Below are 24,241 nucleotides of genomic sequence, written 5' to 3' on the forward strand. Positions count from 1 at the left end.
CGCAAACGTGCGCCCCGTCTGCTTCCAACGTGTTTGATTGTTGTGAAAAGAAATAGATTTTTCCACAGTTTAGGCGTTTGTTCACAGGTTTATCCACAGGGCGGGAATTTCCGTCATATGCCCGTACTGCATTACCGCATGTCCCGTTCAATCTTGGCAAAGGCGGAATGCTTGTGGATCGATTCGAAGTTTTCCGCCGCCACGCTGAACCAGGTGATACTCTCCAGTGCCGAAAGTCGCTGGGTAACCTCCCGCACCATATCCTCCACGAACTTGGGGTTTTCAAAGGCTTGTTCGGTAACGAACTTCTCATCTTCCCGCTTCAGCAGGGAATAGACCGGGCTCGAGCCACAGCGCTCCACCAGCTCGATCAGGTCTTCGATCCAGATGAATTCGCGGTAGCGAACCTCGACGCTGACGATGCCACGCTGGTTGTGGGCGCCGTAGTCGGAAAGCTCCTTGCTGCAGGGGCAGAGCGAGGTCACCGGCACCTGGATACCCAGCACGAAGTCGAAGCGGTCCGACAGGGTGGCGCTGAAGCTGCAGGTATACTCCATCAGGCTGCGGGCCCGGGAAACCGGGGCGCGCTTTTCCACGAAATAGGGGAATTCCATCTCCAGGTGGGCCGTTTCGGCCCCGAGCTTCTTTTTCATGTCTGCGAGCATCGCTTCCAGCTTGTCGATGCCGATCTCTTCGCGGTAGGCGTTGAGCAGTTCGATGAAGCGGCTCATGTGGGTCCCCTTGAAGTGATGGGGGAGGTCCACGTACATATTGATGCGCGCCACTGTGTGCTGGAACTTCCGGTTCTTGTCCATCACCACGATGGGGTAGGAGATGTCCTTCACCCCCACCTTGTCGATGGGGATGCGGCGGGTGTCCCTGGTAGTCTGGACGTCGCTCAGCCGAGAGTCGTTCGCGTTCTTCTTCAGTGGTGTCATATCGCCGGATTCCGGTTTTTTCGCTCCCTGTTTCACGGTGTGCGCCCTGCGTATTGCGCCGGGTCGGTCATCCCTGCCTCGGCAAAACCCTTGAGGCGCAGCCTGCACGAATCGCAGAGGCCGCAGGCGAGGCCGTCTGAGTCTGGATCGTAGCAGGAATGGGTGCGGCCGTAGTCGACCCCCAGCTCATGCCCCCTCGTGATGATCTCTGCCTTGGTGAGGCTGATCAGGGGCGTATGGATGACGAAGCGCCCGCTCCCTTCCACCCCGGCCTTGGTGGCCAGGTTGGCCATGGTCTCGAAGGCGGCGATGTATTCCGGACGGCAATCGGGGTATCCCGAATAGTCCAGGGCGTTAACGCCGATGAAGATGTCGAAGGCCGACAGCACCTCTGCCCATCCGAGGGCAAAGGAGAGAAAGATGGTATTGCGGGCCGGCACGTAGGTGACCGGGATATCGTTGCCCACTCCCTCTTTCGGCACCGCCATGTCCGAAGTGAGGGCGCTCCCTCCTACCTGGCGGTAATCGAATTCAACTACCAGATGGTCCCTGGCGCCGAAATGGCGGGCATTGGCCCTGGCCACGTCCAGTTCATGGCTGTGGCGCTGTCCATAGGCAAAGCTCATGGCATAGGGCTCGTATCCTTGTGCCCTGGCAATGGCCATGCAGGTGGTGGAATCCAGCCCACCGCTGTAGAGTACGACGGCTTTCTTGGTCATATGTTACCCTTCTCCCGCTGTGAGGATTGACGGCAAACGCAGCAGGAGCAGCGTATCAAGAGCGGCACGATAATGCAACGGAGGATGTGCACAAGAGATTCCCCGGATGAAGTACGGGGTGACCTGCAACGGGAGGCGCATAGTTTTATTAGAATATTTTCCTTAAAATCGCAACCTTTCTTTTTCGTGTTGAATCATAATCCGAAACCGGTGCGGCATGCAACTGCCCGGAACAAAAGGAGCCCCCGCGTCTGGTGACTGCGGGGGCTCTGTCTGTGCGACGATCGGGTGCGCCCGATTGTGCTGGCTCCAGTCCTCTGGATGGCTATCCCCGGTACTCCGAGCTGTCAAAGCCGAGCAACGGGAAGAAGATGACCGGCAGGAAGAACAGACCGACGCCAAAGAGCGGTCCCTTGCCGAATCGTTCCGCCAGGGCAAGCATGGCCAGCAGGTAGATGACGACGCTGACGATGGGGATGAACATGAGGATGAGCCACCACCAGGGTTTCCCGGCAATAATGAGCAGCAGGTAGAGGTTGTAGATCGGGATCAGGCATTTCCAGCCAGCCACCCCTGCCTTTTCGAAGACCTTCCAGTTGCCGGCTATCACAAGGATAATCAGGGCAAGGATGATGAAGGCCGCGAGATAGAGCACAGTCGAACTTATTGCCGCCAGGTTGGGCAAATTCGGTGCCGGCTGGGGGAGCGACTGCCGTTCCTTCAAAGGCGGCGGAAGCGGGGACGGGGTGGTCGATGCCGGCGGTGGTTTTACCGGTGCAGGCTTGGTAACGGCTGGGGCGGGAACCGGTTTTCCTGGTTTCGCAGGTTGCTGTGCCGCCGGCTTGGCCGTGGCTGTTGTGCCGGCTGCTGTCGTTGCCGGTTGTGCAGCGGCCTTTGTCGTGGGTCCCTTTTTGTGCTCTGCAGCTGTTGGTTGTGCCGGGATTGCTGCCTTTGGTTCGGCGTTCACGGCCTGTTTTACCGATGCGGCATGCTTGACGGTCTTTTTCTTCTGCAGGCGCAGGGTTTTCTTCAGGTCGATCTCGTCCTTGCTGAAGGGGACCACCACGTCACGGTTCACCTTGACAAAGACATCATTCCCCTTGCGCCAGAACGATTCGCATTCCAGGATGCTGCCATCCTTCAGAAAGACCTGCCTGGCATGGCCGACGCCAGCCATGGCGAACAGGCATAGCAGGGTAAGAGTGGCTATTCCACGGATTATGCGCATGATCTTCTCCTTGGCTGAGTGCATGCTTTCGTAAATACTAGAATCTTTTCGGTCCGGGAACGAAAGCCTTTAGCCGGGGAGGCGACGTCGTTTCTTTCCCCTGCTTTGTCAGGGGTTGCGCGGTTTCTCTTCCTTTTTCTCAAATTTGATGGCGATCCCTTTTACATTGGTGCAGGTGTAGGAATAGACGTTGTAAATGGGGATGAAGCCGTACAGGCTGCTCGATACGGTTACGTTGAGCAGGGCATCGGCGTTATGTCTGTTGAGAGCGTCCTCAACAGCAGTGGAAAACGACGAATCGCCAAAAGGGAGCACAGCCAGGACGAAAAAGCGGCAAGCCTGACCTTCTGCCGGGCCGATCTCGGTGTAGGGCTGGCTGTTTCGCAGCAGCGCTCCCGGATCTCCCGTGCTTCTGGTGACCAAGCCCAGGTTCCCCACCGAAGTACAGCCGACCAACGTCATGAATGCCGTTGCCAGAAGCAGTAGTTTTGTCACGAACGAGTCCTTTCTGGATTCATTGTATCTCATCAACAAAATGAGGCCCGGTTGGAAATCCTCTATCAAAACAGGTAGTACAGTGCCAGTGCTCCACCGGCGGAATGCGTAGGACCGTAATGGGTTGTAGAATCCTTGCGGTCGAAACTTCCAGCCACGCTAACCCCGATTGATGGAATCAGGTAGAGGTTGCCATACATCTGCAAGTAAGTGGCAAGGTTGATCCCGTATTCGTCCGTGTTTTTCAGGTGGTCGTTGTTGGTAAGGAAATTAACCCCTGCCTCCACGACAGCGGTGACCCTGTTGGTGATGCCCTGCTCAACTCCAGCCATGATGGCGTGGGTGTCAGACGCGCCATGATTCCTCAGCACTGCTGCGTAGTAAGCGTAGACACGGGTATTTGGGGAGGCTTTGCTGCTCAGGGCCAGGTAGGGGGAGACGTTGGTCGTCCCGGTGCCGCCGTGGTCTGAGTCTTCCATGTCGAATTTCAGGTCCAGACCGGTGACCAGGGTGACCGGTGCCGTCTCTTCGTCGACCATCCGGTATCTGGCGCCTACAGTCAGGTCGCCGAGTCCGTCGCGCTTCGAACTTACGGAACTTGCCGGTGTGGTTTCAAATTTGTACGAGGAGTTCTGTGAGAGGAGATAGGGAATGGATGCCGATATCTGCAGGCCGTGTCCCAGTCCGGTGGCGGCGGAACAGGATGCTGAGGTGGTGTTGATTCTGGCAGTGCCGGATGGATATATTTTGGCATTATCGGAAAAATCGTACGAGGAGTAGTTGTAGGATATCGCAGTCGAGACTTCTGATTGTCCCAGATCGAGCACATCGGTAATGAGCAGTTTCTGTTCTGCATAGGCAGGTGCAGACATAAAGACAAGGGCAGATAGCATCACAAGGCTCTTTTTCATGTTGTCTCCGTTTCGTTTAAATGAATGTGGCAGTCCACCACACTGAGTTCAGTGCCGTACAGCATGCGGGATGTCGCTGCTGTCAATGTCGTCGAAGTGCTGATGCGCAGAAATCGGCTGGGGTGTGCTATCGGGGCGCATGATCCCGGCAAGGCTCGCCACAGCAGCCCACTCCATGGATTGATATCCCGTGAAGGCGCTACAGATCTGTGTATCCTATTCGGTTGGCAAAATCAATATGTATAACAAATGGTTACAGCGATTTTGGTGTAAAGAATATTTACACATGTAAAAAAATTTTACATGCGGGGTTGAAAAAAGCCCCCGGTTGCGTAACAGCCGGGGGCTTTTTGACAGAAGAAGAGACATCCGATTGTCAGACCTGGGAGAACTGCAAACGAACTGTTGTCAGCCCCGGCCCTACACGCTCTTGCCGGGTTCACTCCTTCTTCGCAGCGGCTGCAGGGAATGTGCTGATGGCGCTCGCCATGGCCTTGAGGGCATCTTCATCGGTTATATCGGGGAATACCCGCTGTTCGATGTGCACAACCTCCGAGGTTTTTGCGTCGATGACACACATCATGACAAGAGTCCCTGAGTCGGGAGCGAACGCAGATGGATCGTAGATGTGATGAAATCCCGTTCCTGCTGCCTGCGAATAGCCTGCTGTGGCGGCCCCCAGGAGGGAGAACAGGACATTTCCCACCTGACGCCCGGTGGTTTCCGTTATGCACTTGCTCCAGACATAAAGGAGATAGGGTTTGTCGTTTCCCTGCTGACTTCCGAGTCTCCCCAGGAACGATCCGAACCCTTCCACGTTGGTGGTTATGTACGGTGGGAGGCTGTAGTACGGCAGTCTGTTCGCGTCGAGTTTCAGGACATACTTGTTGAAATCCGGCGTAAGTGCCTTCCAGTCGGTTTTCAGCGGGGCGTCTATGGCTGCCGGATGGATGTGCGATTTGTTGCCGTCAAGGGATTTCAGCACCTCTGCCGTGAGTTCGTCCATTGCTTTTTGCGAGGCTTCCGGAGAGATATCCAGGCTGTCCAGTCTGCCGACGCCGGACCTGACATGGACCTCCACGTGGAGCGGCAAAAGGGAGAACTCTGCCGAGGGCAGGTCGTTTTTGTCGAATGTCGACTCGGGAACTCCGTCGATCTTTTGCAGAGCGAAATGAACCGTTTCTGCCGAGGTTTTGTCCAGATCGTACGAGGCGGAGGTATATCCCCTTTTTTCGGCGATAAGCGTTGCTTTCGTCGTGTCTGCCATGAACGTGATAGGAAGCGTTGTCGGGGTTTCGCAGAGAGGCGTGTCCCTGTAGACCGTGGCACCCTTGACGATGGGGTAGCCCTCCTTTGCTTTGGCCACCACCAGCGCCCCTTTCGGATTGGAATCCACGGCGAAGTTCTTTGTCGTGCCGCAGGCGGACAGCAGCATGGTGAGACTTCCGGCAACGACCAGGGCCGAAGCGTTCCAGTTGAACAGTTTCATTGTGATTCCTCCATTTGTTCATTGCAGAGTTGTACAGAGATACCCATGTAATAGATGCTATTCATGGATCCCTCATGCATATTTCATTTCACGCACGTCTCAGTAGCTACAGGATGAAAAAAGGTTAAAACCTGTTTATCTTGTTTGCATGGCAAAATCAAGAATAATTTCGTTATGTTATGGGCGATGTGTGTAAAGAGAATTTACACTGGGGCGAGGGTTTTGCTCATGAGAAATGAAACAAATCCGGTTACAGTGGTGGCCGATAGCGCTGTCCATGCGCCACCAGCCCCTATCATATTTTCCGTTGCACAGAGACAAAGTCTTGAAATATACCGATGGAATGGTACATATATGTACATGCCCGAGATGATTCAAGGAGTTCCATGACGCGAACAGTCTGTTCATCCTGGATATGCGCAGTTGCAGCCTGCTTCCTGTTCATGCATCCCGGCGCGGTTGCCCGTGCCGCGGCTATTACCTACACCCCCTCTCCCATCGAGCATATGGAAACAGCCGTTACCAGTCATGCCCCGTTTGCCGATCATCTCGCCAAGACTATCGGCCGGCCGGTCAAAATCCGTTACGAGCGGAAGCATGCCGACATCATCCGGCTCTTTCGGGAAAGGCAGATTGATCTTGCCCAGATGGGGCCACTCCCCTACGTGAAGCTCCGGGAACAGTTCCCCCAGGCCGTTCCCCTGGCCATTTTCAAGGAAGCGGATGGACGCTCTTCCTATAACTGCGCCCTGGTGTCCGCGTTCGACGGTCCGAAACGGGTGGGCGAACTCCGCGGGTCCATTGCCCTTGTGCAGCCCCTCTCGACCTGCGGCCAGTTGGGGATAGATTACATCCTGGGACGTCACGGAAAAGGTATCGGGCAATTCCCGCATGAATACCTGGGCAATCAGGACAATGTGGCCCTTGCCGTCATCAGGGGGGAATATGCCGCCGGGGGGATCAAGTCATCGATAGCTGCCAAATACGCCACGCTCTCCTTGCGGATCATGGAGGAGACGCCACCATTCCCCGGGCTGGTGCTGGTCGGCAACGGGGCAACCCTTTCCCGCGAGCAGCTTGAAGCCATACGGAAAGCGCTCCTGGAACTGTCGCCGGAAAGCAGCAAGAGGTTCATCGCAGGGAGATACGGGTTCGCTCCGGTAGTGGACCGGGACTATCAGGTAATTCGCGACTACTTGGGCGCACGGTAGGTAGAGATGCTGAAATCCAGAACGGGCAGCTACATGCTTCCGCTGTTTGTCTGTATTGTCTCTTGCCTGGTCTGGCTGACGGGATACATATTCCTGCGCCATGAACGCGACACCCATGTGGCGCTCAACCTGGCCAAGCAGACTGCCGCTCAGGAGATCGCCTGGAAGGCCGTGACCGTTTCCCATCGCCATACCATGGATGCCTATTTCCAGACGTATGTCATGAAGCCGGAGGTGCTCGAACTGCTCAAGGCGGCTGATACCAGCGATGCTGCCCGGAAGAATGTCGTCCGGGCCAAGCTGTACCGCCTGCTCTATCCGACCTACGAGCAGCTCAGCCAGCAGGATATCCGCCAGTTCCATTTCCATACGTCCGACAACCGGTCTTTTCTCCGGTTCCATGCCCCGCACAACAGCGGCGATTCCCTTGCCGACACCAGGCCATCGGTGGTCATGGCCAACTCCAGCCTCAAGCCGGTACATACCTTTGAAACCGGTCGGATCATGGTCGGTTTCCGCAACGTTTTCCCCATCGTCTGGAACGGCAAACACCTGGGGAGTGTGGAATTCAGCCAGCCCTTTGAGGCGATCCGGCGGGAGATGCACACCCTCGATCCCGGCTGTGAATATCTGCTTACCGTACATGACCAGGCAATGCTCCCCAAGTTGTTCGAAGAATACAAAGGGCTCTTTGCGCCGGCACGGTTCAGCCGGGAGTGGCTGGTGGAGGACCCCCAGCGGCAGCTTCCAGACAGCCCGCCGCCACTCTCGCCGTCGGTTCAGGCGGTGTACGAACGGCTGGGGACGTCGAAGGATTTCATGGCGCAACTCGCCAGCGGCAATGCCGGCTCCATTGCGCTCCGGCAGGGGAGCACCGCGGTCCGAGTCACCATGCTGCCTCTCAACGATGCCAAGGGGAGCTCCAAGGCTGTCCTGCTCGCCTTTTCCCGATCTCCTGAACTCGACGAGATATATTTCGGCCACCGCCTGCATCTGGCCATGTTCAGTGTCATGCTGCTTCTGGTGGGGATCGCATTCTACCTGTTTCTTCGGAGCGTGCAGACTGTACGAAAGCAGGAACAGCATCTGCGGCTGATTGCCGATACCATGGACGACAGCCTCTATGTCATGGACAAGGACGGTACCATCACCTTTGTCAACCAGGCTGCCGCGCATGTCCTCGGTCTCACCGGCACCGACCTGATGGGCAAGATTGCCCATTATCTATTCCATCACCACGGCTCCGGTGAAAAGACCCCTCTGACCGACTGCCCGATCTACAAGGTCATCCATGCTGGTGAGCGCTACAAAGGGGAAGAGTGGTTCTGCCGGGCCGACGGCAGCCCCTTCATGGTCGAGGTTGCCAGCCAGCCGATGCTGCAGGGGCGCAAGGTGATCGGCTCTGTCACGGTCTTCCGTGACATCACCGAGCGGAAACGGCTCGAATCGCAGTTGACCCTGCTCTCGGTAACCGACCCACTGACCGGCGCCTTCAATCGCCGGCATTTTCTGCAGGCGCTTGAGGCGGAGCTCCACCGTGCGGATCGTTATGGCACGCCGTTTTCGCTGGTCATGCTCGATGTGGACCGTTTCAAACGGGTGAACGACTCCTGTGGCCACGAGGCCGGAGACCGGGTGTTGCAGGAGATGGTGAAGCTGATCAGGGGAAGAATCCGCTCGTCAGACATCCTTGCCCGCTGGGGGGGGGAAGAGTTCCTGCTTCTCCTGGTCAACACGCCGCTGGAAGCAGCCGCGACACTGGCGGAAACCCTGTTGACGGAACTGCGCGGGCATGAGATCGAAGGGGTGGGAACCGTGACGGCAAGCCTCGGGGTGACCTGTCATCTGCCCGAGGATTCGGCTGATACGCTGCTGATACGTGTCGACCAGTTGATGTACCAGGCAAAAGCCTCCGGTCGGGACTGCATGTGCGTGGCTGCGCACGTGGAGCCCTCGCCGATTCCCGGCAGCCGCTCGCCGATCGAATGGGCCGAGTAGCGCTGTAACGCCACCGCTGCATATCCCTGCCCTTATTTCCCGCTACACTGACCCGAAATCAGGACTAGAGCCCGACATTTCCAGGCCGATGCTTCTGATTACCCCATACTCTCCACGATCCGCTCGACCGCCTCGAAATAGGCTGCAGCGTTCACCGCCATGATGGTGTTGTGATCGCCCCGGTCGAAGATCAGCCGCTCCTTAGGCTCATGAGCCCAGTCATAGAGCCGCTCGGCATGGGAGACGTCGACGAGGTCGTCGTTTCGGGTGTGCATGATCAGCACGCGGCCCCGGAACGCCCCGATCTTCTGCTGCTGGTTCAGGTGCCTGTCCACTGCGCTCCTGAGCGAATCCGGCGTTGCGCCGACCTGATACGGTTCGACCCGGACCAGAATCCGTTCCAGAGGGTCTGCCAGGCCGCTTTCGACGATCAGCCCTGCCGCCTGCGGGTAGAGGGATGCGCCGTGGACAGCGTACAACGAGCCGAGCGAACGGCCGAAAAAGATGATCCGTTCCGCAGGGGCTCCGCTCGCTTCGGTTATAAGCCGGACGTCTTCAAGCATGGCGACAAGCCCCGGCTCGCCGCTCGACATGCCGTATCCCCGGTACTCGGCAAGGAGCAGGTTGGCGCCCATGGCAACGATCCGTTCCTCAAAGTCGTCGAGATAGTCGGCTACCGTTTCGCCGTTGCCATGGAAGTGGATGATGGTCGGATAGTCGTCCGAAACGTGGCGGTAACGGCAGCCGAGCCGATAGCCGGGGCCGTTTACGAAGAACGGTTCTGCGAAGCGATTGGGCCAGGGGTAGAAATAGCGGGCCGAGAGAGCGGGATGGTCAAGGATCGGGTCGGTCATGCGAGCAGCTTGAGCAGCACCATGCCGGACTCCTCGTCAAGCTCGCGAATGGCATTCACGTCGAGTATCTCCGTGATGACCGCTTCCAGCACCAGGAAGGTCTCGCTCCCCTCGCGCAGGCAGCCCGATCTTACGCTATCCCCTTTGGCGAACGCACCGTGGAAGTGCACTTTTGGCTGGTCTCCGTGCCAGAAAACGGTTCCGAACCCTGCCGCTTCGTGGCTTTCTGCGAGTTCCCGCCAGACCGGCACCGGCGGCATCTCTTCCGACGCCGGGCCGACGACGTAGCGCCCCCTCCTGATGCCGCCGACGATGCTGAAACAGGCCGCCCTGATCCCTTCTTTGCGGCAGATATCCGCCAGCCCGGCCAGCAGATCGTCTCCATCGTTGAAGCGGGCAATAACGATTCTGCCCGGTTTCCCTACCTGGTACTCCATGGTCTGACCTCTCGCAACAGCGCCTTTCGGGCGGATATGGGGGAGGATCTTCCGATCCCGTTACGTGCGTCCGAACCGTTTACTCGCTCGATCAATTGCCTTTGCCCTCTCGGTTTCCCGGTCGCGCGGCGGCGCAGCCGTGGTGAGCGAGAAGAGGAGGGTCCGCGCGGCCTCGGCTACCTGCTCGACAGCCAGGTCGAAGGCAGCCTGGTTGGCTTTTGAAGGGGTGTTGAATCCGCTGAGCTTTCGGACGAACTGCAGCGCGGAGGCGCGAATCTCTTCGTCCGTAGCCGGCGGGTCGAAGTTGAAGAGGGTCTTGATATTCCGGCACATGCTTCCTCCGTTCTCCACACTGCCGCAATCCGCGATTCGAGGTGCGTGTCAATTGTTGAGACCTGATAATCATATAAAAGGCACCTCCCGGCATAACGAGAAGGCAAAGACTTCCTGATATGCTGTCAAAGAGACCAATCTCTAACATCAGGAGGCGCCCCTTTGGTGTGTGTGACCCCTTTGGTGTGTGTCTTCAGACGGTCACGCCATTTTACCCCGGTTTCAGGTGGGCCATTAGGCACTACCAACGGTGTACCGCAGGTGCCCGGCAAAATCAAGTTGCAAATCAACTGGTTATGGCATCTATAGTGTAAAGAAATTTTACACTCTGCCTGCTGCCCTGCCCGAATCGAAACAGGGGAAGCCGGCGGAGCGCTGCCGGGCAACTCAGTCTTTCCTCGTTTCCTGCATATTCCCGCCATTATTTCCCGCTACACTGATCCCACATTACAGTCTCGGGGTCTGCATCCCCACGGGGGACGCTTGCGTCCGGCCGGAAGAGACCTGCCCCGGACGCAGTGCCAGCACGGCCCGGCAAAAAGGAGAACGTTATGGTCATACACACGATGAAGCGGTTGGGTATCTTCTGTCTGTTTGCGGCGCTGGTGCCCTGCACCGCGGTTTGGGGCGACAACACCGACATGCAGCAGAGAAGGGGAGGAGGCCACCGGAAACCGCCCCAGGAGGCATACGATGCCTGCAAAGGGAAAAACGAGGGGACAGCGGTGGAGGTCACTACCCCACGGGGCACGATGAAGGCGGTTTGCAAATCGATGGACGGCCAGATGGTGGCCGTTCCCGAAGGTGCACCGCCGCCGCGGGACAATGCGGGCGGACAGCAGTAAGAGGGTCTTGTCCTGGAAAGCATGGAGGAGTCGGAAAGGGGCGGCGTCATGAAGCAGCGGGTTATCGCATGTGCAGTGGTGTTGGGGGTGTCGTTGTTCCTGTTGTTCCTGGTGACCGGTCCGTTGTTCAACTACCTGCTCTGATACAACGCCCACAGGTTGTCTTAGGGCTTCATATCCTTCGGCGTGGGCCACCCTCGCATGGCATTACAAGGGGTATATCGTTGAACGATCATTTTGCACCTATTCGTGTCAGGCGGGAGGAAATCTCGGTTTTTAGGGCCGCGAGGGCCGCAGATTTTGCTGATTTTATAATGCGCTTTTCGTCGATGAAGACAGCGGGTTTGATTTCCTTGGCAGTACCTTCGCTCTCTGCGGACAGGTAAAGGTACTGGTTGCGGACATCCCACATCGTGGCATTTGCCATAAAAAGACCATCAGCCTCAGTGCCGGGGATGAAGAAGGGGGTAATCAACAGGAAGTAGGTATAGCCGAGGGCATTATTGTATCGGTCAATGTCGCTCACCCCGTTGACTATTAACACGGCATCCGCTCCGGCACGAGCCGCTGCAAGGCGGATAGACTGATTGTCGCTTTCCTCGACGATCTGGCTACTGATTACGAAAACCTCCGATAGGATACCTTTGCCCTTCAATTCTGCCTCAAGCGACTGCAACGTATCTTTATCTTCACTGAGCCAGTTCCAGTTATTCCCATAACATGAACCTGTCGACGGTGATACGAAATAGATTGCGAGCGTGAATGGGGAGGGCAGTTGCGGTTTCAGTTCGAGAACTCTCTGTATATCTTCCTCTGTGACCCGTTGCTGGTCGGGAATCTGGCCCCGAAGATTCCCACGGTCAAAACCTCGACTTGAGGCGCATGCTGTCAACATGAGTACGAGCAAGACTGCCACTACGTTTCGCATACGATACTCCCTGATCGATGTTATCGGTCGTTCGCTGATGCCGGGCTTTCAGGTTGCCACCCGGGCAGTCCCAGTGGCAGAAAAACGAATAGGCCCATCTCAGCATGGTACTATCATGGGTGTATCGCATCCTATCGGCTAAATCAAGAGTTAAATCAATTGGTTATGTGGTTTTTCGTGTAAAGGAATTTTACACGTGTAAAGGAATTTTACACTTTTTCAACGGAAAGCCCCCGGTCGCTGGAGCGAACGGAGGGCTTTTGAGGGTAACGGACCTGGGGCGAGAGGCTGTGAAGCGCTGCCGGGCAACGATCCGCAGCTTGGGGCTAGAAGAGCGAGAATTTCACGTAGCGCTTGGGGTTGTCCTTGATGTCCTTCACCAGGGCGTTCATGTCGTCCATCACCCGGTTCATCTTGTCGTAGAGCTCTTTGTCGGAGATCAGTTTGCCGGCGGTTCCCTGGCCCTCCTGCAACCGCGTGGTGACAATCTCCAGCGACGTGAGCGAGGTCTCTGCCCGCTCCATCAGCGACATCCCCTTGTCGTAGAACTCCCGTTCCCCCAAAAGCTTGCCGATGGTGCCGTCGGTGGAAGTGAGCTTCTTGTTCAGCTGGCGGACGTCGTCGGCGGCCTGGTTGCTCTTGTCCGCCAGCATCACCAGCTTGTCGTAGAGCTGGCGGTCGCGGATCAGCCGCCCCATGGTGCCGTCGGCCGACTGGATGTCCTTCAGGGTGTTGTCGGCCCGGTCGAGGATGTCGATCAGTTTGTTATATGGTTCGGGGCTGCGGTTGAGCCTGCCCAGGGTCCCTTCCCCCTGGTTGACCGACTGGGCAAAGATCTTCAGCTCGCCGGTGAGCTTCACCAGGTTGTCGAACAGGACCGGGTCCTTGGCGAAACGCCCCAGGGAGCCTTCCCCCTTGTCCACCTTGTCCATGATGCCGTTCAACCGGTCAAAGGCGGAGCCCGCCTTGGCCATGACGTCGTCCAGCCGCGCCACCGGCGTCCCCTGGAGCACTGCCAGGGAGGTCTCGGACACGGTCATGCTCGGGGTGATATCCACGTACTTCTCACCCATCAGCCCCCGGGTCTTGATGGTGATGCGCGAGTCCTTGCCGATCTTCTTCAGCGCCTCCCGCTCCACCTCCAGGACGATCTCCACCTCGTTATTCTCCCGCGGGCGGGCAAAGTGGATCGACTGCACCAGCCCCACGTCCACTCCGGAGAGCCAGACCGGCGCACCTTCCTTGAGCCCGGCCACGTCATCCATGATGACCCGCAGCGTCCCCTTGGGGACGAAGAACTTGGTCTTTTCCCCCATGACGATGACCCCGCCGGCAAAGAAGAGCAGGGCCACCACGATGAAGATACCTCCCCGCAGCTGGGACCAGGAAATATTGTCGCTTCGCTTCATGGCTATGCCTTTAGTGTTTGATCGGCCGTTGCCGGGCCAGATGCGTCACGGCCCGCTCGTGCAGGAGAGGGTCGAGGTTGGTGATCCGGTCGTTGACGAACAGCGACTGCTCCGTCGGGCTGAAGAACTCCCTGATCCCCGGATGGTCGGCGGTCCGCAGTTCCTCCTCCGAGCCGTCGAAGATCAGTTGCGTGTCGTGCAGGAACGAGAAGCGCTGGGACACGGCAAAGGCCGTGTGCAGGTCGTGTGTCACCATCAGGGTGGTCTTCCCCTGCCGTTGCAGGGTCTGCATCAGGCTCCGGATGTTGTAGATGCCGATCGGGTCAAGGCCGGTGGTCGGCTCGTCGAAAAAGATATACTCCGGGTCGGCCGCAATGGCCCTGGCAATGGCGACCCGCTTCTTCATCCCGCCGGAGAGCTCCGCCGGGTAGAGATTGATGGTCTTTTCAAGCCCGACAAAAGAGAGTTTTTCCAGCACGATCCGCTCGATCTCCTTTTCCGGGAGTTCCCCCTCCTCCAGCAGCCGGTAGCCCACGTTTTCGCCAACGGTCATGGAGTCGAACAGGGCGCCGTTCTGGAAGACGATGGCGATGTTGCGGCGAAGCCTGGAGAGCTGGCTCTCCCGCAGGCCGGCAATGGACTGGCTGTTGAGGTAGATCTCGCCGGAATCGGGCTTCAAGAGCCCGAGCAGCAGCTTCAGGATGGTGGTCTTTCCCACCCCCGATACCCCGAGGATGGTCCGGTTTACCCCTTTTCCCAGGGACATGTCGAAGTCGGTGATGATCCTCCTTCCACCCACCGAGTAGGTGACCCGTTCCATCCGTATGCAGCTGTTCAGTTCCGTTCCGACATCCATTGCGTTGCCTGCCTCGCGTCTCAGCGGAAGACGATGAAGATCTTGGTCATGAAGAAGTCGGTCACCAGGATCAGCACCGACGAGAGCACCACGGCCCGCTTGACCGACGTGCCGACCCCTTCGGCACCGCCGCGGGTGGAGAGGCCGATGTAGCAGCTGATCATGACGATGATGAAGCCGAAGACCGCCGGTTTGACCACCCCCTCGATCAGGTCCTGGAAGACCATGAACTGGGGCAGGGACTTGTAGTACATGAGGAGGTTGATGTCGTACCCCATGGCGATCAGGTAGCCGCCTCCCAGGGCCACGGTGTCGGTGACAATGGTCAAAAGCGGCATCGCCACCAGGGTCGCCTTCAGGCGGGGCGTTACCAGGCGCTTGACCACGTCGGTCCCTTCGACCCGCATGGCATCCACCTGCTCGGTGACCACCATGGTCCCCAGCTCTGCGGTGATGGCCGATCCGACCCGGCCCGCCACCATGAGCGACGAGAGGACCGGGCCGAGCTCCTTGATCATGGTGACCGCCACCATCCCTCCCACGTAGCTGGTGGCGGCGAACGGCCTGAGCTGGATCAGCGCCTGCAGCGCCATGACCATGCCGGTAAAGAGGCCGGTCAGGCAGATGATGAAGAGGGAGTCGACGCCGATCTTGGCAAACTGGGTGGTGAACTCGCGGTAGTAGAAGGGAGGGGTGAAGCCGCGGAGCACGGCGCGGGCCGCCAGGGCGAAGAACTCCTGGATCTGCAGCAGCGCCAGCTTAGTGGCACGGTCGAAGATCGCGACGTTCATCGGGATGCGCCGGCCTCGGTCTGCAGGGCTGCCAGCAGCGCCTCGCCCACTTCCTCGATGAAGGTGAAGGTCAGTTCGCTCTTGATGGTTTCCGGGATGTCGTCCATGTCGTCGCGGTTGCGGGCGGGCACCACCAGGGCGCGGACCCCGGCGCGCCGGGCAGCCAGCGCCTTCTCCTTGAGCCCGCCGATGGGGAGGACCCGGCCGGTGAGGGTGATCTCGCCGGTCATGGCCACGTCGCGCCGGGCCGGCTGACCGGTCAGAAGCGACACCAGGGCCGTGACCATGGTGATGCCGGCCGAGGGGCCGTCCTTGGGGATGCTACCGGCAGGGACGTGGATATGGACGTTCCGGTCGGTAAAGGCGTCGTCGGGGATCTGCCATTCTTCCCGGTGCGACTGGACAAAGGAGAGGGCGGTCCGGGCCGATTCCCGCATCACGTCTCCCAAAGAGCCGGTGAGGATCAGCTCCCCCTTCCCCTTCATGCTGGTTGCTTCGACGAAAATGATGTCGCCGCCGCTCTCGGTCCAGGCAAGCCCCGTCACCACGCCGATCCGGTCCGCTTCGGCCGCCACTTCGTTGAAGAACTTGCGCGGTCCGAGGAACTCCTCCACCACGGCCGGCGTGATCTCGGTCCTGGCCGGTTTCCCCTGAGTGATCTCCTTGGTTACCTTGCGGCAGATGGCGCCGATGTTCCGCTGCAGGGTGCGGACGCCGGCCTCGCGGGTGTAGTTGGCGATGATGGCGCGCAGCGCCTCGTCGGTAAACTGCGGCGGCTGGTCGGCCAGTCCGTTCTCGTCCAGCTCCTTGGGGAGCAGGAAGCGGCTGGCAATGGATTCCTTTTCTTCCACGGTGTAGCCGGAGAGCCGGAGGATCTCCATCCGGTCCTTCAGTGCCGGCGGGATCGGGTCGAGCTGGTTGGCGGTGGTGATGAACATGACGTTGGAGAGGTCGAAGGGGACGTCCATGTAGTGGTCCGTGAAGGTGCTGTTCTGCTCCGGGTCGAGCACCTCCAGGAGGGCGCTGGCCGGGTCGCCGCGGAAGTCGAGGCCGATCTTGTCTATCTCGTCCAGCATGAAGACCGGGTTGTTGGTGCCGGCGCGGTAGATCTCCTGGATGATCCGGCCGGGAAGCGCGCCGATGTAGGTCCGGCGGTGCCCCCGGATCTCCGCCTCGTCCCGCATGCCGCCGAGCGACATCCGGATGAACTTGCGCCCCAGGGCGCGGGCGATGGATTTCCCCAGGGAGGTTTTCCCCACTCCCGGCGGGCCGACGAAGCAGAGGATCGGCCCCTTCATCTTCTCCTTGACGGTGCGGACCGCCAGGTATTCGATGATTCGCTCCTTGACCTTTTTCAGGTTAAAGTGGTCTTCGTCCAGCACCTGTTCGGCCAGGTTGATGTCCCGGTTGTCCGTCGTGGCGTTCTGCCAGGGCATACCGGCCAGGTAGTCCAGGTAGGTCCGGGCCACGGTGTATTCGGGGGACGAGGGGTTGATCCGCTCCAGCCGGCGCATCTCCCGGTCGGCGATGGAGCGCACCTCGGCAGGCATGGCCGCGGAGTCGATCTTCTTTTTCAGCTCGCTCAGCTCGGTGTTGCGCGGGTCTTCCTCCCCCAGCTCCTCCTGGATATGCTTCATCTGCTCGCGCAGGAGGTATTCCTTCTGCGATTTCCCCACCCGGCGGGTCACCTCGCTCTGCAGCTCACCCTTGACCTGCAGCCGCTGCACGTCGGCGGTCAGGTGCAGGTAGACCTTCTTCAGCCGTTCGATCGGGTCGATGGTTTCCAAAAGCTCCTGCAGTTCGTCGATGGGGGGGCTGCAATAGAGGGCGACCAGGTCGGCGAGCCGGGCCGGGGTATCGATATAGTCGACCAGCTTCATCACGTCTTCCGGCAGGGGGCGGCCATAGGAGAGGGCGATCTTGAGCAGGGCATTGAGGCTCGACACCAGGGCCTCGGTGACGAGCGATTTCTCCACGAATTCCGAGATCGCCTCCACCCTGGCCAGGGGGAACGGTTTGGTTTCGAGGATCTCCAGCAGGCGGAAGCGGACCAGCCCTTCCAGGGTCACCTTGGCGCTGCCGTCGGCGAGTCTCGTGAGCTGAACCAGCCTGCAGACCGTGCCGACCTCGTGCAGCGCCTCGGCCAGATCCTTGCCCGGCTCATGGCGCAGCTTGCAGATGGCCACCAGCTTGTCGTGCTCGTAGCAATCCTCAAAGAGGGGGAGATCGCCCTGTTTCAGGTAGATGGTGACCAGCATGTAGGGAAAGGCCACCAGCTCGGTCTGGGGATAGAGGACCACGTTCTCCGGAATGGCTATGGATTGGGTCATGGGCATAGTGTAAGGGTAGCGGCTCAGCTCGCTTCTGTCAAGGCTGCAAGCTCTTCCCACTCGGCATAAAGTGCCGCCAGCCGGGCCTCGATGGCAGCATGCTCGCTGCCCGCCTGCTGCAGGGCCGCATAGTCGGCGGCCATCTCCGGGGCTGCCAGCCGGGCCTCCACGTCCTGCAGCGCCTTTTCCTCCTGGCCGATGGCGGCCTCCAGCTCGCCGATCCGTTTGGTCCGCGCCCGCTCTAACTTCTGGCGCTGCTTCTCCTCCTCCCGCTGACGGAGGCGATCCTCCTTGGAGAGCTCGTAGCTCGGCAGCGCGGCCTCGGCTGCGCCCGCCGTTGCAACGGGACCGCTTGCCCGCACCTCGGCAGAGGTCTGCTGGCCGGACTTCTTCGCCAGGAAGTATTCGTAATCGCCCGGATAGGAAGTGAGTCCGCCCCCTTCCACCTCCACCACCCTGGTGGCAAGCCCGTCGATGAAGTAACGGTCGTGGGAAACGAAGACCAGCGTGCCCGGAAAGGAGCGGAGCGCCTCCAGCAGCACCTCCTTGCTGAACAGGTCCAGGTGGTTGGTCGGCTCGTCCATCAGGAGCAGGTTGGCCGGCTTGAGCAGCATCCGCGCCAGGGCCAGCCGGTTCTTCTCCCCGCCGGAGAGGACGCCGACCTTCTTATTGATGTCGTCGCCGGAAAAGAGGAAGGCGCCCAGAATATCCCGCAGCTGTGGCACCATGTCGTACGGGGCGGCAGAGAGCAACTCCTCGTAGGCGCTTTTGGTCTGGTCCATGACCTGGGCCTGGTCCTGGGCGAAATAGTCGAGCGACACGTTGTGGCCGATCCGCCGCTCCCCTGCCTGGTGCGGTTCGCCGTTCAGGATCCGCATGAGCGTCGACTTGCCGGCGCCGTTATGCCCCACCAGGGCGATCCGCTCGCCGCTCTCGATGGTCAGGTCGACGTGGTCCAGCACGGTCTTCTCGCCGTAGCGCTTGACGATGCCGGCAAGCTCCATCACGATCCGGCCGCTCTTGGGCGGGGCCGGGAAACGGAAGCGGATACGTTTACGTTCCGGCGGCAGCACGATCCGCTCCACCTTCTCCAGCTGCTTGATTCGCGACTGCACCAGCGACGCCTTGTTGGCGTTGTAGCGGAAGCGGCGGATGAAATCCTCCATCGCCTCCACCTCCTCGTCCTGGCGCCGCTTTGCCTCGCGCAGCGCCGTCACCCGCTCCTCCCGCTGCACGAGATAATTGCTGTAGGAGCAGTGGTAATCGGTGAGGGTATGGTTCCAGACCTCGGTGATCCGGTGGCAGACCTGGTCGAGGAAGAAGCGGTCGTGGGAGACCAGGATCACCGAATAGGGGTAGCTGCAGAGGTACTCCTCCAGCCAGTTGCGCGCCTCGATGTCCAGGTGGTTGGTCGGTTCGTCCAGAAGGAGGATGTTGGGCTTCTGCAAGAGCAGCCGGGCCAGGGCGATCCGCATCTGCCAGCCGCCGGAGAAGTCCCCGCAATCCCGCTCCCAGTCCTGCCGGGAAAAGCCGAGGCCGCGCAGCACCGTCCCCACCTCCGCCTCCATGGCGTAGCCGCCGCGGATGCGGAACTCCTCCTGGCGCTGGCCGTAGCGTTCCAGGATCGCCGCGTGCTCTGGGGCGTCGTGCGGCACGGTTGCCAGCCGCCCCTCCAGCTCTTTCAGCTCGGTCTCTATCTGCCGCAGGTCGGCCAGCGCCGACAGTGCCTCGTCGAACAGGCTTTTGCCCTGTGAGACGATCCCTTCCTGCGGCAGGTAGCCTACCGTCGCACCCTTGGCAAGGCGGAGCTCGCCGGACGACGCCTCCACCTGGCCGGCGATGATCCGCATCAGGGTCGACTTGCCGGCGCCGTTCTCCCCCACCAGGCCGACCCGCTCCCCCTTGGGCAGATGCCAGCAGATGGCGGTGAAAAGCGGTTTGGCGGCGAATTCCTTGGTCAGGTTGTCGAGCTGCAGCATGCAATACCTCGTTGGGGATCGATAACCGCTCTATTTAGCGGCAATCAGCGTCGGATGTCAATGTTGCAGCCGCTGGACCGGCTGCTGCGGGCCGCTCAGCAGGGTAAGTGTAAAATTTCTTTACACTAAAAATGTTATAACCAGTTGATATGCAACTTGATTTTGCCGGGTGTCTGCGGTACACCCTTGGTAGTGCCCAATGGAGGATGTGCATGTTGAAGGATATGAAGGCGTATGCCCATTTAAAGCCGGGTCAGGACGGGACCAAGCGGCTGGTGGAGCAATACGGCGATGCCTTGCTCTGCGTCCGTTACCGCTTTGATGAAGTGCGCGGCGTGAAGCTGAAGACGGTTGAGATCATCGTCGACGAAAAGCCGCTGCAGTCCCCGCGCTTCAAGCATGATGACCTGGTGCCGGTTCGCGTTGCTTATGACGAGGTGGAGCTGCGGCAGCAGTTGCGCGCCATGCGGGGGCGATGGGATGCGGAAAGGAAGTTGTGGTACGTCCGATATGGATTGATCCGCGGTACTCCGCTGGAAGAGCGGCTTGCGGAGCTGTACGAATAGCTGCGAGATTACCGATATAAGTAACTTAGAAGATTACTTATATCGATAATAAATTACCTATATTGGTAATAAATTACTTATATCGTGAAACTTGCTAATAACTAGTTGTCCGAGGAAATATGAATAGAGAAGATTTTCAGGATCGGTTTTCGAGTGCGACAGATTCGGCTGTCTCTTTTGCGCGGAGCTATGTCTTAAACGAGTTGCCAAACCAAAGAGTATTCCTGATTTTTCCAAATCAGTCCTTCGATGGCAATCCCCTTGAAGCTGACGAGGAAACCTATCCGAGTGACACTCAAATCGATGACAAACCAATTGTTTTTGCGACGGCTGAGGCCGTCGTTGATTATCTCTGGAGAGACTTCAAGGTTCCAGAGTGGATCGACGTAAGTGTTGGAGGAGCAGACGGTGAGCGCACGTATATTCACCTTCTATGCTGTGGCCGATTTACTGCAACTAGCGAGTTACTGTACCACCGCGATGGAGGCGTTTCCCCATTTTCTGTCAAGAGCCCAATCCTTCCACCAGGCTACGATGACGCTGCAGAAGCTGATACTCAGAAATTCGATGTAAATTGGCGAGAAAAGGCAAAGAAGGAATTTCAAGAAAATCAAAAAAACGAGGGCGGATTGCTTCATCGTCTACTGCACTCGACGCAATCATTATTCCGAAGCCAGTGAATGAGAAGAAAACGGCCAACCATCGGCAAGACCCGCCGAGGGCGGGTCAGCCTCACCACCGTTATGCAGCAAGAAAATTAAGGGATAATCTAATGACTGAACTCGACGAAAAATATGAATGCCTCAGAAAAACTTACGCAGACGGCAATCTGGATAAATTGTCTATAGAACAGTTGAAAGATTATCACTCAATGGTAATGACACACGGAAACCGAAACCAACTAAACCAAGACACCTATAATCATTTAATCAATGAAATTAGCAACATAAAAAGACATAAGGAAACCCAAGAGAAACTTAAAGAACTTAAAAAGCCGCATTGGACAGTAAACCCTACTTTTTGGGTCAGTCTTATTGCAATGACAGCCGCCTGTATTGCAGCGTTTTTCACTGTTTTCCCTCGATCTTCTCAACCCGCAAACGGAGGTCAGAAATTTCTTGGGACAAAACAGACCGTTCAAAGTGTTGCCGCCGATTTACAACAGCAGTTATCAAGTTCACAACAAGTATCAAACAAAGAAAAGCAAAAGTAGCAATAGCATAGTGTCTGTCTGAAGATGAAAATTTCATAAAACCTCCTACATGTCCTAACAAAATTCGATCCTAGAAACGAGGTAAACATGAAAAACCATCAGCTATTAATTGCCATTTCGTCATTTCTTGTGCTGACTATTGCGACACCTCTTCTAGCGGCTGACGGATGGTATTTGCTTGTCCCACCGAGAAGTAAGTACGATAAAAATGCCGAATACTTGAGCGGATACAAAATATTAGACAGTAAACCGTTATCTCAGTGGCATCAGCAGGGCGCGTATGACTCTGCTTCTGAATGCGAAGATGTGAAACATAATCTGACCATGATTGAGCAAAATACTTATTCCAAGACATCTGAAAATTATATTGACGCAGTTCGTTCCGAGAAATCGAAAGCTGTGTTGGAGTTCCAACGCGCCAGTGTAGAGGCATTAAACGCCAATGTTTTTGCTTTTATGGCAAGTCGTTGCATTAAAAGTAGCGACCCAAGATTAAAACAGTAGACCGGGATGCCATCCAGAAAGATGCACTCAGTCGGACGCGGAAGAAGCCCCGCGCCGCTGGTGATTTCCCGGCCCGTTGTGTGAATAAAAGGAAAACTATGCCCAAAACTAAGCATGACGACATAGTCGATTATTGGTCGGAGCACCAAGATGAATGCGGATTGAGCGTCGATTGGGCAGAAGCGCATGAGCGTTGTTGGAGATGCGGCTATAAAAGCAAGCTCGAACGTTGCCACATTATTCCAGATTCAATGGCTGGGCCTGATGAACCGTCAAATCTTGTGCTCCTTTGTCATCGCTGCCATAGAGAAGCACCAAACGTGAAGGACCCAAGATTCATGTGGATTTGGATTCGTGCATACGGAACGTCATTTTACGATACGTTCTGGACTCTCCGCGGAATGGAAGAATTTGAAAAGATGTTCAAACGCAAGCCATTTGCCGAATTTGAAGCAAGAAATATTTCACAGGAAGTAATCAGAGCGGCAATGTTTGAAGCAATGCAGTCAGCAACTATTCATTTTGGCGAGGGGAGGATGAATCCTTCCACAATTGCTTGCGTTCTTTATCAAGTTGAAGAAAAGCTCCTCAAATAAGCACACAACCAGGCCCTTGGACGCCGACCGGGGCTGAGAAGCGCCCCGGTGCGGGTCATGGCCCGGCCCGTTGTGCTTAGAAAGTGAAATATGACTCCAATTCAAGAGGCAATTACCGGCAAAGAAGACCTGGGGCAGTTGAATTCTCCATTCCTTGCACTGGCCCAGTTTTATCGCGCCTTCAATGCACGCGATATGGATATGATGTCCGAGAATTGGGCTCAGTCGGACGACATCTCCATGGATAACCCGCTTGGCGGCATCAAACGCGGCTGGGATGAGATACGAGCCGTCTATGAACGTATTTTTCATGGAGCTGCAGAAGTCTCTGTGGAGTATTATGATTACACCATCCACGAGACAGCTGAGATGTTTTATGCCGTGGGAAGGGAGCGGGGGTATTTTCGCCTGGGCGGCACTGAGATTAAACTCGCCATTCGTACCAGCCGTATTTTCAGAAAAGCGGAAGGTCGCTGGCGGCAGGTACACCATCATGGCTCAATCGAAGACCCGCATCTGTTGGCACACTATCAATCCGCCGTAATGGGCAGTACATCGTAACTCGCCTTACCATCGGGTGGCGCGGAAATTCCATACTACCTCAAGTCAAAAGCCCCAGACTGAAAGCGAACTATCCGGATGAACATAACCAACCTCCTGATCCATCTGCACCACAACGTCGATGCCTTTTCCTTCAAGCAGCGCCACCTGGACCAGCTCCGCGTAGCGCTCCCCGATACCCGGATCACCGTGGCCAGCGACAATCGCGATTTCATGGCCCGCCTTCCCGATGCCGATGCCGTCATCGCCTGGCTATTCAAGGCGGAATGGTACGACGAGGCCCGGAAACTGAAGGTGGTGTTCACCCCTGCTGCCGGTCGCGACTGGGTTGACGGAGACCCCTCCGGCAGGGTGGCGACGCGCCACGGCAGCTTCCACGGCCGCATCATGCGTGAAAGCCTCCTGTCGATGATGCTCTACTTCAACCGCCGCGTCGGCATGTCGCTTGACGACCAGCGGAACAGGCACTGGGGCCGGCTGGACTACAGCTCGTGCGTGGCGCTCTTCAGCCAGCAGGTGCTCCTGGTCGGCTACGGTTCGCTGGGCCGGTCGATGGCGGAGCTGCTGCGGGCGTTCGGGGCCGGGGTGACGGGGGTCAGGCGCAGCATGATCGGGTCCGGCGCCGATCCCGTCGTCGAGCGGGTCGTCCCGTTCGACCGGCTGGAGGAGGAGCTGCCCCATGCCGATCACGTCGTGCTGCTCCTGCCGGGCGATGCGACGACCGACGGGATCTTCACGGCGCGGCATTTCAGCGCCATGAAGCCGGGGGCCTGCCTCTACAACCTGGGCCGGGGAAACTGCTACCGGGAGGAGGACCTGCTGCATGCCCTGCAACAGGGACCATTGGCCGGCGCAGGCCTGGATGTGTTCGCCGAAGAGCCGCTGCCGCCCGAATCGCCGCTCTGGAGCCAGCCGAACGTGCTGATCACACCGCACTCCAGTGCCATCAGCCGCGAATATGTCGATCTCTCCATCGAGGAGATGATCGCTGCCCTGCGGGAGATGTGATATTACGGGAATTGATGGCGATAACGCTACGCTGAAGCAGGA

General features: G+C 57.9%; 25 protein-coding genes. 10 read left to right on the forward strand and 15 right to left on the reverse strand.

Translation table 11 applies throughout. The features are described 5' to 3' along the window. Positions 1 to 131: 131 nt before the first annotated feature. From GJT30_18200 to GJT30_18225, 6 genes are all read right to left on the reverse strand, one after another. Positions 132 to 902 carry a GTP cyclohydrolase I FolE2 gene (locus GJT30_18200; protein ID MSM41551.1) on the reverse strand — a complete coding sequence of 257 codons (771 nt, stop codon included), beginning with the start codon at positions 900 to 902 and terminating at the stop codon, positions 132 to 134. A 68-nt stretch (positions 903 to 970) separates the two neighbouring features. Next, positions 971 to 1,657, reverse strand: coding sequence for a 7-cyano-7-deazaguanine synthase QueC (gene queC, locus GJT30_18205; protein MSM41552.1), 687 nt, complete (start codon positions 1,655 to 1,657; stop codon positions 971 to 973). A 325-nt stretch (positions 1,658 to 1,982) separates the two neighbouring features. Further along, a complete protein-coding gene (locus GJT30_18210) occupies positions 1,983 to 2,312 on the reverse strand; it encodes a signal peptidase I (protein ID MSM41553.1) in 330 nt (109 codons plus the stop codon). A gap of 681 nt (positions 2,313 to 2,993) precedes the next feature. Beyond that, complete coding sequence (locus tag GJT30_18215) at positions 2,994 to 3,380, reverse strand: hypothetical protein (GenBank protein ID MSM41554.1); 387 nt, start codon at positions 3,378 to 3,380, stop codon at positions 2,994 to 2,996. Between the two features lie 65 nt (positions 3,381 to 3,445). Further along, positions 3,446 to 4,291, reverse strand: a complete 846-nt coding sequence (locus tag GJT30_18220; GenBank protein ID MSM41555.1) for a hypothetical protein — start codon at positions 4,289 to 4,291, stop codon at positions 3,446 to 3,448. A gap of 439 nt (positions 4,292 to 4,730) precedes the next feature. Then, positions 4,731 to 5,780 carry a hypothetical protein gene (locus GJT30_18225; GenBank protein MSM41556.1) on the reverse strand — a complete coding sequence of 350 codons (1,050 nt, stop codon included), beginning with the start codon at positions 5,778 to 5,780 and terminating at the stop codon, positions 4,731 to 4,733. A gap of 338 nt (positions 5,781 to 6,118) precedes the next feature. Between GJT30_18225 and GJT30_18230 the strand changes: the two genes are divergently transcribed. Further along, entirely contained in the window at positions 6,119 to 6,991 is an 873-nt protein-coding gene (locus GJT30_18230; protein MSM41557.1) for a PhnD/SsuA/transferrin family substrate-binding protein, read from the forward strand. A gap of 6 nt (positions 6,992 to 6,997) precedes the next feature. Beyond that, positions 6,998 to 8,989 (forward strand): diguanylate cyclase, encoded by a 1,992-nt coding sequence (locus GJT30_18235; GenBank protein MSM41558.1) that lies wholly within the window; start codon positions 6,998 to 7,000, stop codon positions 8,987 to 8,989. A gap of 98 nt (positions 8,990 to 9,087) precedes the next feature. Here the strand turns inward: GJT30_18235 and GJT30_18240 are convergent, their stop codons facing one another. From GJT30_18240 to GJT30_18250, 3 genes are read right to left on the reverse strand one after another with little or no spacing between them, the layout of a single operon-like run. Then, positions 9,088 to 9,843, reverse strand: a complete 756-nt coding sequence (locus GJT30_18240) for an alpha/beta hydrolase (protein ID MSM41559.1) — start codon at positions 9,841 to 9,843, stop codon at positions 9,088 to 9,090. Next, positions 9,840 to 10,280: a DUF296 domain-containing protein gene (locus GJT30_18245; GenBank protein ID MSM41560.1), complete on the reverse strand. Its 441-nt coding sequence runs from the start codon at positions 10,278 to 10,280 to the stop codon at positions 9,840 to 9,842. The genes GJT30_18240 and GJT30_18245 overlap by 4 nt, the downstream gene beginning before the upstream one ends. Before the next feature lie 60 nt (positions 10,281 to 10,340). Next, positions 10,341 to 10,613, reverse strand: coding sequence for a DUF2277 family protein (locus tag GJT30_18250; protein MSM41561.1), 273 nt, complete (start codon positions 10,611 to 10,613; stop codon positions 10,341 to 10,343). 551 nt (positions 10,614 to 11,164) lie between these two features. Between GJT30_18250 and GJT30_18255 the strand changes: the two genes are divergently transcribed. Next, a complete protein-coding gene (locus GJT30_18255) occupies positions 11,165 to 11,458 on the forward strand; it encodes a hypothetical protein (protein MSM41562.1) in 294 nt (97 codons plus the stop codon). Positions 11,459 to 11,690: 232 nt separating this feature from the next. On the opposite strand, the gene GJT30_18260 is transcribed toward GJT30_18255, so the two are convergent. The 6 genes from GJT30_18260 to GJT30_18285 all read right to left on the reverse strand — a co-directional run bounded on the left by GJT30_18260 (position 11,691) and on the right by GJT30_18285 (position 19,751). Then, the gene (locus GJT30_18260) at positions 11,691 to 12,386 is read right to left on the reverse strand and encodes a hypothetical protein (GenBank protein MSM41563.1); all 696 of its coding nucleotides are present in this window, start codon (positions 12,384 to 12,386) and stop codon (positions 11,691 to 11,693) included. A 326-nt stretch (positions 12,387 to 12,712) separates the two neighbouring features. After that, a complete protein-coding gene (locus tag GJT30_18265; GenBank protein ID MSM41564.1) occupies positions 12,713 to 13,795 on the reverse strand; it encodes an MCE family protein in 1,083 nt (360 codons plus the stop codon). Between the two features lie 10 nt (positions 13,796 to 13,805). Continuing rightward, positions 13,806 to 14,615, reverse strand: coding sequence for an ATP-binding cassette domain-containing protein (locus GJT30_18270; protein MSM41565.1), 810 nt, complete (start codon positions 14,613 to 14,615; stop codon positions 13,806 to 13,808). A gap of 56 nt (positions 14,616 to 14,671) precedes the next feature. After that, entirely contained in the window at positions 14,672 to 15,442 is a 771-nt protein-coding gene (locus tag GJT30_18275; GenBank protein ID MSM41566.1) for an MlaE family lipid ABC transporter permease subunit, read from the reverse strand. After that, the gene (gene lon, locus GJT30_18280; GenBank protein ID MSM41567.1) at positions 15,439 to 17,778 is read right to left on the reverse strand and encodes an endopeptidase La; all 2,340 of its coding nucleotides are present in this window, start codon (positions 17,776 to 17,778) and stop codon (positions 15,439 to 15,441) included. Before lon ends, GJT30_18275 begins: the two co-directional genes overlap by 4 nt. Positions 17,779 to 17,795: 17 nt before the next feature. Continuing rightward, on the reverse strand, positions 17,796 to 19,751 hold the full coding sequence (locus GJT30_18285) for an ATP-binding cassette domain-containing protein (GenBank protein ID MSM41568.1): 1,956 nt from the start codon (positions 19,749 to 19,751) through the stop codon (positions 17,796 to 17,798). Positions 19,752 to 19,963: 212 nt separating this feature from the next. On the opposite strand from GJT30_18285, the gene GJT30_18290 reads away from it, so the two are divergent. From GJT30_18290 to GJT30_18320, 7 genes are all read left to right on the forward strand, one after another. Beyond that, positions 19,964 to 20,317: a hypothetical protein gene (locus GJT30_18290; GenBank protein ID MSM41569.1), complete on the forward strand. Its 354-nt coding sequence runs from the start codon at positions 19,964 to 19,966 to the stop codon at positions 20,315 to 20,317. A 119-nt stretch (positions 20,318 to 20,436) separates the two neighbouring features. After that, positions 20,437 to 20,997, forward strand: a complete 561-nt coding sequence (locus GJT30_18295) for a hypothetical protein (protein ID MSM41570.1) — start codon at positions 20,437 to 20,439, stop codon at positions 20,995 to 20,997. 92 nt (positions 20,998 to 21,089) lie between these two features. After that, positions 21,090 to 21,530 (forward strand): hypothetical protein, encoded by a 441-nt coding sequence (locus GJT30_18300; protein MSM41571.1) that lies wholly within the window; start codon positions 21,090 to 21,092, stop codon positions 21,528 to 21,530. Between the two features lie 87 nt (positions 21,531 to 21,617). Beyond that, complete coding sequence (locus GJT30_18305) at positions 21,618 to 22,034, forward strand: hypothetical protein (protein MSM41572.1); 417 nt, start codon at positions 21,618 to 21,620, stop codon at positions 22,032 to 22,034. A gap of 98 nt (positions 22,035 to 22,132) precedes the next feature. Then, entirely contained in the window at positions 22,133 to 22,630 is a 498-nt protein-coding gene (locus GJT30_18310; GenBank protein ID MSM41573.1) for an HNH endonuclease, read from the forward strand. A 90-nt stretch (positions 22,631 to 22,720) separates the two neighbouring features. Continuing rightward, positions 22,721 to 23,191: a DUF4440 domain-containing protein gene (locus GJT30_18315; protein ID MSM41574.1), complete on the forward strand. Its 471-nt coding sequence runs from the start codon at positions 22,721 to 22,723 to the stop codon at positions 23,189 to 23,191. Positions 23,192 to 23,269: 78 nt separating this feature from the next. Beyond that, the gene (locus GJT30_18320) at positions 23,270 to 24,199 is read left to right on the forward strand and encodes a D-2-hydroxyacid dehydrogenase (GenBank protein MSM41575.1); all 930 of its coding nucleotides are present in this window, start codon (positions 23,270 to 23,272) and stop codon (positions 24,197 to 24,199) included. Positions 24,200 to 24,241: the final 42 nt, after the last annotated feature.

The organism is Geobacter sp. (genome assembly GCA_009684525.1).
Lineage (GTDB): Bacteria > Desulfobacterota > Desulfuromonadia > Geobacterales > DSM-12255 > Geoanaerobacter.